General features: G+C 73.0%; 14 protein-coding genes. 9 read left to right on the top strand and 5 right to left on the bottom strand.

Features of this window, described 5'->3' with window-relative positions:
- The first annotated feature begins 4 nt into the window (after window positions 1–4).
- The 4 genes from AB0G11_RS09010 to AB0G11_RS09025 all read left to right on the top strand — a co-directional run bounded on the left by AB0G11_RS09010 (window position 5) and on the right by AB0G11_RS09025 (window position 4,347).
- The gene (locus AB0G11_RS09010) at window positions 5–544 is read left to right on the top strand and encodes a hypothetical protein (protein ID WP_357584886.1); all 540 of its coding nucleotides are present in this window, start codon (window positions 5–7) and stop codon (window positions 542–544) included.
- Between the two features lie 95 nt (window positions 545–639).
- Window positions 640–2,361 (top strand): ABC transporter ATP-binding protein, encoded by a 1,722-nt coding sequence (locus AB0G11_RS09015; RefSeq protein WP_357584888.1) that lies wholly within the window; start codon window positions 640–642, stop codon window positions 2,359–2,361.
- The gene (locus AB0G11_RS09020) at window positions 2,358–4,124 is read left to right on the top strand and encodes an ABC transporter ATP-binding protein (RefSeq protein WP_357584890.1); all 1,767 of its coding nucleotides are present in this window, start codon (window positions 2,358–2,360) and stop codon (window positions 4,122–4,124) included. Before AB0G11_RS09015 ends, AB0G11_RS09020 begins: the two co-directional genes overlap by 4 nt.
- 19 nt (window positions 4,125–4,143) lie before the next feature.
- A complete protein-coding gene (locus AB0G11_RS09025) occupies window positions 4,144–4,347 on the top strand; it encodes a hypothetical protein (RefSeq protein WP_357584892.1) in 204 nt (67 codons plus the stop codon).
- A gap of 31 nt (window positions 4,348–4,378) precedes the next feature.
- On the opposite strand, the gene AB0G11_RS09030 is transcribed toward AB0G11_RS09025, so the two are convergent.
- Window positions 4,379–5,077 (bottom strand): hypothetical protein, encoded by a 699-nt coding sequence (locus AB0G11_RS09030; protein ID WP_357584894.1) that lies wholly within the window; start codon window positions 5,075–5,077, stop codon window positions 4,379–4,381.
- A gap of 74 nt (window positions 5,078–5,151) precedes the next feature.
- Here AB0G11_RS09030 and AB0G11_RS09035 point away from each other — a divergent pair, with 74 nt between their 5' ends.
- Window positions 5,152–5,805: a TetR/AcrR family transcriptional regulator gene (locus tag AB0G11_RS09035; protein ID WP_357584896.1), complete on the top strand. Its 654-nt coding sequence runs from the start codon at window positions 5,152–5,154 to the stop codon at window positions 5,803–5,805.
- Here AB0G11_RS09035 and AB0G11_RS09040 read toward each other — a convergent pair.
- A complete protein-coding gene (locus AB0G11_RS09040; RefSeq protein WP_357584898.1) occupies window positions 5,802–6,389 on the bottom strand; it encodes a hypothetical protein in 588 nt (195 codons plus the stop codon). The genes AB0G11_RS09035 and AB0G11_RS09040 overlap by 4 nt on opposite strands.
- Window positions 6,390–6,479: 90 nt before the next feature.
- On the opposite strand from AB0G11_RS09040, the gene AB0G11_RS09045 reads away from it, so the two are divergent.
- On the top strand, window positions 6,480–7,070 hold the full coding sequence (locus AB0G11_RS09045; RefSeq protein WP_357584900.1) for a TetR/AcrR family transcriptional regulator: 591 nt from the start codon (window positions 6,480–6,482) through the stop codon (window positions 7,068–7,070).
- A 7-nt stretch (window positions 7,071–7,077) separates the two neighbouring features.
- On the opposite strand, the gene AB0G11_RS09050 is transcribed toward AB0G11_RS09045, so the two are convergent.
- Window positions 7,078–8,046 carry a cation diffusion facilitator family transporter gene (locus tag AB0G11_RS09050; protein WP_308125568.1) on the bottom strand — a complete coding sequence of 323 codons (969 nt, stop codon included), beginning with the start codon at window positions 8,044–8,046 and terminating at the stop codon, window positions 7,078–7,080.
- Window positions 8,047–8,173: 127 nt separating this feature from the next.
- Between AB0G11_RS09050 and AB0G11_RS09055 the strand changes: the two genes are divergently transcribed.
- A complete protein-coding gene (locus AB0G11_RS09055; RefSeq protein ID WP_219499127.1) occupies window positions 8,174–8,530 on the top strand; it encodes a metalloregulator ArsR/SmtB family transcription factor in 357 nt (118 codons plus the stop codon).
- 71 nt (window positions 8,531–8,601) lie between these two features.
- Here the strand turns inward: AB0G11_RS09055 and AB0G11_RS09060 are convergent, their stop codons facing one another.
- A complete protein-coding gene (locus tag AB0G11_RS09060; RefSeq protein ID WP_357584902.1) occupies window positions 8,602–9,792 on the bottom strand; it encodes an FAD-dependent oxidoreductase in 1,191 nt (396 codons plus the stop codon).
- A 172-nt stretch (window positions 9,793–9,964) separates the two neighbouring features.
- Between AB0G11_RS09060 and AB0G11_RS09065 the strand changes: the two genes are divergently transcribed.
- Entirely contained in the window at window positions 9,965–10,870 is a 906-nt protein-coding gene (locus tag AB0G11_RS09065) for an RNA polymerase sigma-70 factor (RefSeq protein ID WP_219499107.1), read from the top strand.
- A 23-nt stretch (window positions 10,871–10,893) separates the two neighbouring features.
- Window positions 10,894–12,117, top strand: a complete 1,224-nt coding sequence (locus AB0G11_RS09070; RefSeq protein ID WP_357584904.1) for a cytochrome P450 — start codon at window positions 10,894–10,896, stop codon at window positions 12,115–12,117.
- A 57-nt stretch (window positions 12,118–12,174) separates the two neighbouring features.
- On the opposite strand, the gene AB0G11_RS09075 is transcribed toward AB0G11_RS09070, so the two are convergent.
- On the bottom strand, window positions 12,175–13,032 hold the full coding sequence (locus AB0G11_RS09075; RefSeq protein ID WP_357584906.1) for an NAD(P)H-binding protein: 858 nt from the start codon (window positions 13,030–13,032) through the stop codon (window positions 12,175–12,177).
- Window positions 13,033–13,035 lie beyond the last annotated feature (3 nt).

The raw sequence follows: 13,035 nt of genomic DNA on the forward strand, positions 1-13,035 counted from the left end.
CAGGATGCGAACGCCCAGCTTGCTGCACACAGCTCCCGCCACCAGCGACACCGAACGGCCCGTCCCGCGCTGGGCGCTGCGTGCCGCCTACGCGCTTCCCTGGCTGCTGCTGCCCTCGTGCCTGTGGAGACTGCCGTTCGCCTTCCACTTCGAGATGGGCCAGGTCGACAACGCGCCCGTGTCGCCGTTGTGGATCACGATCCCGTACGTCTTCGGGCTCAGCGTGCTCACCGAAGTGGCGGCGCTGCTCAGCATCGGCCTGGTGCGCCGGTGGGGCGAGGTGGCGCCGAGCTGGATCCCCGTCATCGGCGGCCGGCGCGTGCCGCCGATGGCGGCGCTCGTTCCCGCCGTGGCCGGCGGGCTGGTGATGACCGCGGTCTCGGTGTTGATGGTCCTCACCTGGGCCGGCGCCTCCAGCGGCATGGCGTACGAGAACGGCTGGTGGCGCGCGCTGGCCGTCGTGTGCGTCTCGCCGGTCGCGCTCTGGGGCCCGACGGTGCTCGCCCTGGCCTACGCCTACCACCGGCGCCGCCGTCACGCCTGAGACCTCGGGCTCTTGTCACCATGCCGACGATCCGCCATGATTGCCAGCATTGCGCTATTGCGAATTACTTGCAATAAGAATGCGGGGGAGTCGACATGGTGAACCGGACACTGCTCGGCCTGATCCGTCCGGGCCGCCGCTGGCTGGCCCTGGCCGTGCTGGCCGGCGTGCTGGTGTCGGCCACCTACGCCGGGCAGAGCCTGCTCCTGACCGCCGCCGTGGCCCAGGGCATCGGCGGCGACCTCACGGCGGCGGTCCTGGCCGGTTGCGGCGCCCTGGCGCTGGTCGCGGTCCGGGCCCTGCTGGTGTGGGCCCGTGAGGTCGCCTCCGCACGGGGCGCGGAGGACGTGAAGGCGGCGCTGCGCGACCGGCTCTACCGCCACCTGCTCACGCTCGGTCCCGGATACGTCTCCGAGGCGCGCACGGGCGGCGTGCTCACCACCCTGGTGGACAGCGTCGAGGCGATCGACCGCTACGTCGGGGTGTTCCTGCCGCAGGTGCTCATCTCGGTGCTCGGCGGCCTGGGCATCGTCGCCGTGCTCGCCTGGATCGACCCCGCCGTGGCCGTGCTCGTCGCCGTAACGGCGGTGCTGGCCGCCGCCGCGCCGAGGCTGATGCGCCGCCGGATGCGGGACGGGCTCACCGCGTTCTTCACGGGGTGGAAGGGGTTGAGCGCCGACTACCTCGACGCGGTGCAGGGGCTGCCCACGCTCAAGGCGGTCGGCGCCGACGAGCGGTTCGGCGCGGGGCTGTCGGCCAAGGCGTGGGCGTTCCACCGGGACTCGCTGCGATTCACGGTCGTCTCCACCGTCTCGGCGGGCTTCGTCGGCTTCTTCGCCGCGCTCGGCACGGCCGCCGCCGTCGGGCTCGGCGCCTGGCAGTACGCCTCGGGCGCGCTGTCGCTGACGTCGGTGTTCGCCGTGCTGCTGCTGTCGCGGGAGGCGTTCCGGCCGGTCACCGACCTGATGACGGCCTTCCACGCCGGTCAGGGCGCGCTGCCCGCCGCGCACGGCATCGCCGGGCTGCTCGCCGCCCGCCCGGCGGTCGCCGACACCGGCGCCGCGAGCCTGCCCGGCACGCCGCCTGAGGTCACCTTCGAGGACGTCACCTTCACCTATCCCGGCCGCGACCGCCCCGCCCTGGACGGAGTCTCCCTGCGGCTGGCCGCCGGCCGCACCACCGCCGTGGTCGGGCCCTCGGGGGCGGGCAAGAGCACGCTGATCCGGCTGCTGCTGCGACACGCCGATCCGACCGGCGGCAGGGTGCTGTTCGACGGGGTGGACCTGCGGGACGTCGCGCTTTCCGAGCTGCGGTCGAACGTGGCGCTGGTCTCGCAGGAGGTCTACCTGTTCCACGGCACGGTCGCCGACAACATCGCCTACGGGCGGGCGGGCGTGAGCCGTGCCGAGATCGAACGGGCGGCGCGGGCCGCGCACGCGCACGCGTTCGTCGCCGAACTGCCCGACGGCTACGACACCATGATCGGCGAGCGGGGAGTGCGGCTGTCCGGCGGCCAGCGCCAGCGCCTGGCCATCGCCCGCGCCCTGCTCGCCGACGCGCCGCTGCTGGTCCTCGACGAGGCCACCTCCAGCGTGGACGTCGCCGCCGAGCGCGCGGTGGTCGAGGCCCTGGAGCGCGTCCGCGCCGACCGCACCGTGCTGGTGATCGCCCACCGGCTGTCCACCGTCGCGGACGCCGACCACGTCGTCGTCCTCAGCGAGGGCCAGGTGGCCGAGTCGGCCGCTCCTGGCGAACTGCTCACCGCCGGCGGCGCCTACGCCCGCCTGGTCGCCCGCCAGCAGGAAGGAGCGGCATGACCACCACCGTCACCCCCGTACAGCCCGAGTCCCGCACGCCCACGGAGCCCGCCTCCGTCCGGCGCGGCGCGCTGCTCTCCCTGCTGCGTCCCCAGCGGGGCCGTCTGGCCGCCGCGATCGGCTGCGGGCTGCTCGACCAGGGCTTCGCGCTCGCGGCGGCCCTGCTCGGCGCCGCCCTCGTCGGCCGGGCCCTGAACGGCGAGAGCGCCGGCGCCCTCGTACCCGGGCTGATCCTGCTCGCGGCGCTCGTCCTGCCCAAGGTGCTGGCCGCGTGGGCCGAGTCCTACCTCGCCCACGACCTGGCCTTCCGGGTGCTTGCGGAGCTGCGCGACCGCTGCTATCGCAAGCTGGCCGCGCTGACCCCCGGCTACCTGCTGCGCCGCCGCTCCGGCGACATCGGCGCGACCGCGATGGCCGACGTGGAGATCCTCGAACTGTTCTTCGCCCACAGCCTCACCCCGCTCGTCGTGGCCGCGTCCGTGCCACCGGCCTGCCTGGTGGCGGCCTTCTGGCTGCATCCGCTGGTCGGCGCGGCGCTGCTGCCGGCCGTGGTGGCGATGGCCACGGTGCCGTTCTGGCTGCGGCGGCGCTCGGCGGCGCAGGCCGAGCGGATGCGGGAGGCGGCGGGCGAGGCCGCCTCCGAGGCCGTGGACGCCGTGCAAGGGCTGTCCGAGACGCTCGTCTTCGGCCGCCAGGAGCACCAGGCCGCCCGGTTGAACGCCGCGACCGGACGCCTCAACCGCGCGTCGAGAGCGCATCGTTCGCGCGGCGGGGTGGAGAAGGCCGCCGGCGACGCCATCGCCGCCGTCGGCCTGATCGCCGTCCTGCTGGTGGCGCTGTCCCTGGTGAACACCGGCTCCTTGGCCGCCGACCAGGTCGTGATCGTCGCCGTGCTCGGCGGCTTCGCCTTCCTGCCGCTGATGTCGCTGGTCGACACCTGGCGGGAGCTGTCCACGATCCGCGCCGCCGCCGCCCGGCTGCTGCGCATCCTCTACGCGCCGCCGGACGTCGTCGAGCAGGCCGCCCGGCCGGTGGCCCGGATCGAGCCCGAGGTGACGTTCGACCAGGTCACCTTCCGCTACGGCCCCGACCTTCCCGACGCCGTGAGCGAGGTCTCCTTCACCATCCCGGCCGGGCGGACGGTCGCCCTGGCCGGACACTCCGGCGCGGGCAAGAGCACCTGCGCCTCGCTGCTGCTGCGCCACTGGGACGCCTCGGCCGGCTCGGTGCGGATCGGCGGCCACGACCTCCGCGACCTGCCCTTCGACCAGCTCCGCTCGACCGTGGTCGCGGTGCCGCAGGACACGTACCTGTTCGCCATGAGCGTCCGGGACAACCTCCGGCTGGCCCGACCCGACGCCACGGACGCCGAGGTGGAGCAGGCCGCGCGCACCGCCTGCGCGCACGACTTCGTCACGGCCCTGCCCGACGGGTACGACACCCTCGTCGGGGAGCGCGGCGCCCACCTGTCGGGCGGGCAGCGCCAGCGGCTCGCCATCGCCCGCGCCCTGCTCACCAGGGCGCCCGTCCTGGTGCTGGACGAGGCCGTCTCGAACCTGGACGCCGACAGCGAGGCCGCCATCGACGAGGCGCTGCGCGCGGCCGGGGGCCGGCACACGACCCTCGTCGTCGCCCACCGCCCCTCCACCCTGCGCACGGCGGACACGGTGGTGCTGATGAATGCCGGCCGCGTGGTGGACATCGGACACCACGACGACCTGCTGACCCGCTCCCCCGAATACCGCCGCCTGCTCGCACGCTGAAATCGGTTAGCCTCCGGGCATGAAAAAGCTGCTTGAGATAATCGGCGCGTTATTGGCCATTCAAGGATTGGCCGGTCTGGTGCACGAATGGATCGGGTGGTTTCGCCTCTGGGTTGTCGTGCCCTACCTCGAATTCCTGGAGGGCTACGAGATCTTGGCCAATATCGGGCTCGTCATTCTCGGGCTCCTCGTGATGACCGCGTCGGGCGCCGTCAAGAAATAGGGTCGTTCCGCGGCGGCATTTTCCGGGTGGCTCATAGTCCTTGTTTGCCGGTGGCCCAGTACGGCTTGGTGGTGATGGCGCGGCGGGGCAGGATCCCGTGGTCGACGAGCGTGCGGCGCTGGCGCTGGAGCGATTGGGCGTGGCCGAGGAGCAGCGCGCCGTCGACGCGGGCGAGTTCGCCGTCCTCGGCGGCGTGTTCGAGCCAGTCCTGGAGCGCGTCACCCGGGGCCGGCCCGGCGGGCAGGAAGCGGTAGCGGGGACGGGGGCCGGCGAGGGGGCGCACGGCGTCGGAGGGCACTTCGACGACGACGAGGTCCTCCGTGCCGGCGTAGGCGTCGATGGTGCCGAGGGTGCAGCCGTCGCCGAGGAAGAGGCGTGGGGCTCCGTGCTCGTACAGGGGCCGGTGTCGTCCGGTCAGCACGGTGAACTCGGCGCCGGCGCGCAGGCCGAGCATCCAGCGGGTGCCGGGGCCGTCGGCGCTGGTGGCGGCCAGGACGGTGACGTGCTCGGGGTCGTGGGCGCATACGGTCCGCACGGAGTAGCGGCGGCCCTGGGTGGGGGTGGCGCGGACCTGGATCTCGTGGCCGGGCTGCCAGCCGCCGGGCGGCGTTTCGGCGCGCAGGTCCACCTCGACGAACCCCGGGGCGGGTTCGGCCAGGCCGAGAACGCGGGCGCGGCGGCCCATGACGGTTTCGGCGAGCCTGCCGATGAACGTGGGTGCCTGCGGCATGGGTGTCCTCCTGGGATTCACAGCACACTACACCGTGCAGTGTAGCTCCACACTGTACGGTGTAGTGTGGGGCTGTGGAAAACGCCATGAGGCCGGGCAAGCAGGTACGCGAAGGCGACCAGGAGAAGCGGGCGGCGATCATCTCCGCCGCGCGCGAGCTGTTCGCCCGCCAGGGGGTGGACAGCGTGAGCATGGACGCCGTGGCGGCCCGCGCCGGGGTTTCCAAGCGCACGGTCTACGACTACTTCGGCGACAAGAACCGCTTGTTCCTGGCCATCCTGGCCGAGACCTCCGACACGCTGAACGCCTCGATCCAGCGCGCCCTGGACCAGCACCTCCCGGGGGACGGGACCATCACCACGGTTGCCGCGCTGCAGGAGGCGATCACCGCGCTCGTCGTCGAGCTCGGCCGGACGCTGGTCGGCTCCCCCGACTACGCCGCCGCGTTCGCGCTCGTCGCCCAGCGACGCTGGCGGGAGCCGGGCAGCCAGGACGACGTCGTGACCGGGTCCGCCGAAGACGCCCTGGCCGACCGTCTCGCCCACTTCGCGAAGGCGGGGCTCCTCGACACCGACGATCCGCGGACGGCCGCCGGCCACCTCTCCGCCCTGACGATCCTGCTGGCGTACAACGACCAGCCCGACCCGGCCACCGCCGACCCCGAGCGCATCCACAGGATCATGACCTCAGGCGCCCATGCCTTCATCCGCGCGTACGCCACGCGCTAGGACTGCCCGTCCTGCTTGAGCGCGCGGGCGCGGACGGCGGCGAGCATGACGCGGCGGACGAATCCGCTCCCCAGCCGGATCACCCCCCAGTACCGCAGGAACGCCCGGCGCGCGTCCGGGCTGGTCGCCTGGATGCGGGTCTCGGTGACGAGCCGGGTCCGGCCGTCGCCGGCGTCCTTCAGCAGGAAGCTGAACGTGGCCTTCGCGTAGCCGGGCCGGTCGAAGGCGCGGAAGGCGTCGAGCCCGTCGACGGAGCCGACGTTCTGCGCCCGGCCCAGCCGCCACCACTGGCCGATCACGCCCTGGACCACCTCGCGGCCGGGGTCCTCGGCGAGGGGGATGAAGTCGGGTATGTCGCGCTGGGCATGCCCGTTCCGTACGCGGGAGAGCAGGTTGCGGGCGGCGAACAGCGGCTTGGCCAGGCGCAGGTCCGTGGCCTTCACGTTGCCGATGGCCTCCCAGACCCGGGACGGGGGCGCGTCGATCACGATCGAGTGGCGTTCGGCGGCGTCGGGGGCGGGCATGAGGCGGTGGGCGAGCGTGGGCGTGCCGCTCTTTACGGAACGCGAAGTATCGGAACTCATAGTTCCTTATCATGGAACCCGCCTCCAGCCAGGCGCAATGTTGGCTGCGCCACATTACGGGTACACCGGTTCCGTAATAGGCTGGGGCTCATGAGCCAACCATTGGGCCGCCCTCGGGAGGGCCGGGTCGACCAGGCCATCGCCGCCGCGGCGCGCGCCCTCCTGGCCGAACAGGGCTATGCCCAGCTCACGGTGGACGCGGTGGCCACCCGCGCCGGGGTGGGCAAGGCCGCGATCTACCGCCGGTACGCCACCAAACAGGAGATGATCTTCGCGGCGGTCATGCACGACCTGGAGCTGACCGCTCCCCCGGACACCGGCTCCCTGGCCGGCGACCTGGCGGCGGTCACCCGCGACATCGTCGCCAACCTCGCCACGCCCCCGCCAGGAGTGATCCCCGGCCTGCTCGCCGACGTGCACGCCGACGGGGCCCTGGCCGCCAGGTTCGCCACCGGCTTCGTCACCGCCGAACGCACCTGCATCACCGAGATCCTGGACCGGGCGGTCACCCGCGGCGAACTCCCCCGCCGCCCCGACCCCGCCGTGGCCCACGCACTGCTCCTCGGCCCCGTCTTCGCCTGGCTGTTCCTCCTGATGGAGAACCGGGACACGCTCCCGGCCCTCGCCGAGACGGTCGCCGCCACCGTCGCCCAGGCGCTCCGCGACGCCGAGCCCCCGTGAGGGGTTGCTACCGGTGTGCGAGGAGGACGGCGTGGTGATCGGTCCCGGCCGGGCCGTCCGGATCGGCGTGGACCGTCGCCGCGCGCAGCCTCGGCAGTTCGTGGATCAGCCGGTGCTCGGCCTCCACGGCGACGCCGTGCGCCTCGATGAGCGAGGCGTCATGACGTACCCCGATCTCGACCTCGGCCCGCAGCGCGTGACCGACCCAGCGCAGCCGCACCGCCCCGACGCGCTCCACGCCGGGGACCGCCGCCAGGATGTCCTCCGCCCGGCTGATCAACTCCGGGTCGACCGCGTCCATCAGCCGGTGGTAGATCTCGCGGGCGGCGTCGCGCAGCACGAAGCAGATCGCCACAGTGATCAGCAGGCCCACGATCGGGTCGGCCAGCGGGAACCCGAGCGCCGCCCCGCCCGCCCCCAGCAGCACGGCCAGCGAGGTGAAGCCGTCGGTGCGGGCGTGCAGGCCGTCGGCCACCAGCGCCGCCGAGCCGATCTCCCGGCCCACCCTGATCCGGTAGCGGGCGACCCACTCGTTGCCCAGGAACCCGACCACACCGGCGGCGGCCACCAGGCCCAGCGCCCGCATGTCCGCCGGGTCGATCAGCCGCTTGACGGCCTCGTATCCGGCCAGCGCCGCTGAGGCTCCGATCAGCAGCACGATGACGACCCCGGCCAGGTCCTCCGCCCTGCCGTAGCCGTAGGTGAAGCGGCGGGTGGCCGCCCGGCGGCCCAGGGAGAAGGCGATCGCCAGCGGCACCGCGGTCAGCGCGTCGGCGAAGTTGTGCAGCGTGTCGCCCAGCAGCGCCACCGACCCGGACAGCGACACGATCACCGCCTGGACGAGCGCGGTGGCGATCAACGCGGCGAACGAGATGCCCAGGACGCGCATGCCCCGGTTGCTGGACTCCAGCGCGGTGTCCGTCTTGTCCGCACTGTCGTGGCTGTGCGGGGTGACCAGGTGACGGGCCTTCGCCACCAGCCTCCTGAACCCGCGCTGATGCCCGTGCCCGTGCCCATGACCGTGCCCGTGCTGGGGGGACGTTGGATGCGCCATTCGCGTGCCTCACTTGCCTGGGACCCGTTTCGGCGGATTATATGTAGTCATGTACGCACGCGACAACGAATCAGGTGCGACCCCTGCGCAGGAACAACCCACGGGCGCGCAGGTGGAGGCCGCGGTGGAGGCGTTCCGCATGCTCAGCGACGCCACCCGGCTCCGGCTGATGTGGCTGCTGTCGACCGGCGAGTTCGACGTCGGCTCGCTGGCCGCCTCGATCGGCGTGGCCCGGCCCTCGGTCTCGCAGCACCTGGCCAAGCTCCGCCTCGCCGGGCTCGTGCAGACCCGGCGCGACGGCCGCCGCGTGCTGTACCGGGCCCGCGACGCGCACGTCCGCGCCCTGATCGGCGAGGCGCTCTTCCACGCCGATCACGAGGTCTCCGGCATTCCCCGCCACGACTGACGCCCACCACGGGCGACGGCTGGTGGGGCGGTCAGGCGAGCGCCTTCGCCGGGATCGTGCTGGTGGGGCGGTCAGGCGAGCGCCTTCGCCGGGATCGTGCCGGGTGCGGCGGCCAGGCGGTGCTTGCGCTTGGGGATGCCGTAGGTGGGGTGGGAGGTGGCCCACAGCGACATCCTGAGGATGCCCGCCTTGACGCGCAGGGCCTTTCGCCCGCCCGTGTACGTCGGCTTCGCGCGGCCCTCGTCGTCGACCAGCTGCAGGATGCCGTCCCGTCGCCCGAGGCTGATGTGGTTGTAGGAGTAGACCAGTTTGGTGCGCGCGACCGGGCGGCCGGTCAGGCGGGCCACGATCGCCTCGATGGCCTGCCTGCCGGTGAAGCCGGCCGAGGCGCAGGACATGGGCAGCGGCCGGCCGTTGTCGGCGATGGCGTGGGCACTGTCGCCGACGGCGTAGACGTCCGGGTGTGAGACCGAGCGCATGGTCCGATCGACGATGATCTGACCGTTTCCGGCGACCTCCAGCCCGGCGGCGGCAGCGAGAGGGCTGACGGCGAACCCGGCCGTCCACACGGTCACGTCGGACGCCGGCGCGGTACCGTCGGCGCACCGCACCCGCGTCGCCTCGACGGCTTCGACGGCGGTGTGCTCCAGGACGGTGATGCCCAGCCGGGCGCACGCCTGGCGCAGGTGGCGGCGGGCCCCGCCGGAGAGCCGGGCGCCCAGCTCGCCGCGGGCGACGAGCGTCACCGACAGGCCGGGCCGGGCTTCGGCGAGCTCGGTGGCGGTCTCGATGCCGGTCAGCCCGTCGCCGATGACCACCACGCGGCCGCCCTCGCCCCGACGATCCAGGCTGTCCAGGCGTTCGCGCAGGCGCAGCGCCGAAGGCCGGGCGGCGACGTCGTAGGCGTGCTCGGCCACGCCGGGGACGGCTTCGACGTTCCCCTGGCTGCCGAGCGCGTACACCAGGGTGTCGTAGCCGAGCTCGTCGCCGCCGGCGAGGGCGACGACGCGGCGCTCGGCGTCGACGGCGGTGACCCGGGCCAGGCGCAGGCGTATCGCGGTGCCGGAGAAGACGTCGGCCAGCTTCGGGGCTTCGACGGCCCGGCCGGCCGCGAGCTGGTGCAGCCGCATGCGCTGGACGAACTCCGGCACGGCGTTGACCACGGTGATCCGGGTGTCCTTCGGGGACAGCCGGCGGGCCAGGTTCCCGGCCACGTAGGCCCCGGCGTAGCCGGCGCCGAGGACGACGATGCGGTGCTTCATGTGGATGCTCCTGTGGATGCGGCGTCCTGACGACCATGCGGCGCCGCCGTCGGGGACTTTGTGACAGCGCGCTCCTGTGACCTGCGCCACCGGCCCCGGGTGTCACACAACGGCGGGCGCCGGCGCCTTGTGCGTGAAGCAGGAGTTGCGGGCGGACAGGCGGGAGCCGGAGATGGACGAGCACAGCGACCCGAGGACGGACCGGGCGACCGAGGCGTTCCTCGCCCACCGCAACCTGCTGTTCACGGTCGCGTACGAGATGCTCGGCTCGGCGGCCGACGCCGAGGACGCCCTCCAGGAGACCTGGCTGCGGTGGGTCAGGGTCGACCTGGCGCAGGTGCGCGACGAGCGCTCGTATCTGGTGCGGGTCGTCACCCGGCGGGCGCTCGACCGGCTGCGGGCGGTCAAGCGCCGCAAGGAGGCGTACGTGGGCCCGTGGCTGCCCGAGCCGCTGCTGACCGCGCCGGACGTGGCCGAGGACGTGGAACTGGCCGAGAGCGTGTCGATGGCGCTCATGCTCGTCCTGGAGACGCTGTCGCCGACCGAGCGGGCCGTCTTCGTGCTGCGCGAGGTCTTCGACATCGGCTACGACGAGATCGCGGCGGCCGTCGGCAAGACCCCGGCGACCGTACGGCAGATCGCGCACCGGGCCCGCAGGCACGTCGACGCGCGGCGGCCCCGCGAGGTGGTCCACCCGGCCCAGGTCAGGGCGGCGGTGGAGTCGTTCCGGCGCGCGCTCGAGACCAGGGACCTGCAAGGGCTGCTCGACGTGCTCGCCCCCGAGGTCGTCCTGGTGAGCGACGGCGGCGGCGTCAAGCAGGCCGCGCCTCACCCGGTCCGGGGCGCCGGCAAGGTGGCCCGCCTGATCGTCGAGGGCCTCGGCAGGACCGGGATCGCGCTCACCAGCGAGCCCACCGAGGTCAACGGCAACCCGGCCCTCCTCCTCCGCGTGGACGGCGAGATCGACGGCGTCGTCGCGGTCCGGGTCGAGGACGCCCGCATCACCGGCCTCTACTACGTCCGCAACCCGCACAAGCTGACCCGCATCGCGTCCGAGACCCCGCTCACCCTGCGGTGAACACCGAACCCTGGAGGTCCTTCATGACGAAGAGCGCTGCCGACGAACTCGCCGGCCTCAGGCTGCCGGTCGAACGTGGCTGCCCGTTCGCCCCGCCCCCCGCCTACGAACGGCTGCGCGAACAGGCGCCGATCAGCAGGATCACGTTGGCCAGTGGCGGCGAGGCGTGGTGGGTGGCCGGGTACGAGGCCGGCCGTGCCGTCCTCGCCGACCCCCGTTTCTCCTCCGACAAGCGCAAGGCGGGCTTCCCGCTCTTCACGCTGGACGAGACGACCCTGCGGCAGCTCCGCAGCCAGCCGCCGTTGATGCTCGGCCTGGACGGCGCCGAACACTCAGCGGTCCGCCGCCCGGTGATCGGCGAGTTCACCCTGCGGCGGCTGACCGCGCTGCGCCCGAGGATCCAGGCCATCGTCGACCACTTCGTGGACGCCATGCTCGCCGCCGGCCGGCGGCCGGTCGACCTCGTCCAGGCGCTGTCGCTGCCGGTGCCCTCCCTGGTGATCTGCGAACTGCTCGGCGTCCCGTACACCGATCATGACTTCTTCCAGAGCCGCACCGGCATGATGGTGAGCCGTACCTCGCTCGAAGACCGCGCGCGGGCCTTCGGCGAGCTGCGCGCCTACATCGACGACCTGATCACCCGCAAGGAGTCGGAGCCCGGCGACGACCTGTTCAGCCGGCAGATCGCCCGGCAGCGCCAGGACGGCGAGGTCGACCATCCGGGCCTGGTGAGCCTGGCCTTCCTGCTGCTGACCGCCGGGCACGAGACCACGGCGAACATGATCTCGCTCGGGGTGTTCGGGCTGCTCGGCCATCCGGAGCAACTGGCCCTGATCCAGGCCGACCCGGGCCGGACGCCCCTGGCCGTGGAGGAACTGCTGCGCTACTTCACCATCGCCGACGGGGTCACCTCCCGGGTGAGCACCGAGGACGTGGAGATCGGCGGGGTGACGATCAGGGCCGGCGAGGGCGTCGTCGTCTCGACGCTGTCGGCGAACTGGGACCCGGCGGTGTTCGAGGACCCGGACAGGCTGGACATCGAGCGCGGGGCGCGCCACCACCTCGCCTTCGGCTTCGGGCCCCACCAGTGCCTCGGCCAGAACCTGGCCCGGCTGGAGCTGGAGATCGTCTTCGACACGCTGTTCCGCCGTATCCCCGCCCTGCGGCTCGCCGTCCGGGCCGAGGATCTGCCGTTCAAGTCCGACGCCGTCGTGTACGGCCTTCACGAGCTCCCGGTCACCTGGTGAGCCGGACCTGATGCGCGCCGACCACGCCGTTACCCCGCCCCGAGCTCCGGAGTCCTCCTAGCGGAAGTCCTCGACCCGGTCCCGCGCCCACTGCGCGAACGTCCGCGGCGGCTTGCCCGTCACGGCCTGCGCGGTGGGCAGCGGGCCCAGGGCGCTCGGGTCGAAGTCCTGGCTGTCCGCCGGGTCGGCCGGATTGCCGTCGTAGTCGGTGAACCCCAGCAGGAAGTCCGCGGCCTCGGCGGCGAACCCGCCCATCCGCAGGTAGATCTCGCGCGCCTCCTCCGGGCTGACCTCCTCGAACCCGACCTCTTCGCCGAGCGCGTCGGCAATGGCCCTGACCTGGTCGCGCAGGCTGATCAGCTCGGGGCCGTTGATGTCGTACGCCTTGCCGTGGTGCCCCTCCTCCAGCAGGGCTTTCAGCGCCACGTCGGCGACGTCCCGCTCGTGCACGGGGAACCAGGCGGCGTCCGGGTTGGCGTCCCGCACGAGCCGCTCGGCCCGGATCGACGGCCCCCACAGCGCGAGCTTGTTGGCCGCGAACTCCCCCGGCCGCAGGTGGGTCCATTCCAGGCCGGAGTCCTGGACGGCCTGCTCGACCAGCGGATGGAAGGTCGTGTCGAAGCCGCCGGTCACCGCGCCCGACGAGAGCACGACGATCCGCCGTACGCCCGCCCGCTCGGCGCGTTCGACGATCTCCTTCGCCGTCGACGGCTCGGGGAAGAGGAACATCCGCTCCACGCCGTCGAACGGCACGGTCTCCGGCTTGGTGAGATCTCCCTGCACCACCTCGGCTCCGGGCAGCCCGGCCCGCGCCGGGTCCCTGGTCAGGGCCCGTACCTCGACCCCGGCCTGGATCAGGCCCGCTGTCACTAGCCGCCCCACGTTCCCGGTCGCCCCGGTCACCAGCACGCGCACATG

The organism is Nonomuraea sp. NPDC023979 (genome assembly GCF_040639085.1).
Classification (GTDB): domain Bacteria; phylum Actinomycetota; class Actinomycetes; order Streptosporangiales; family Streptosporangiaceae; genus Nonomuraea; species Nonomuraea ceibae.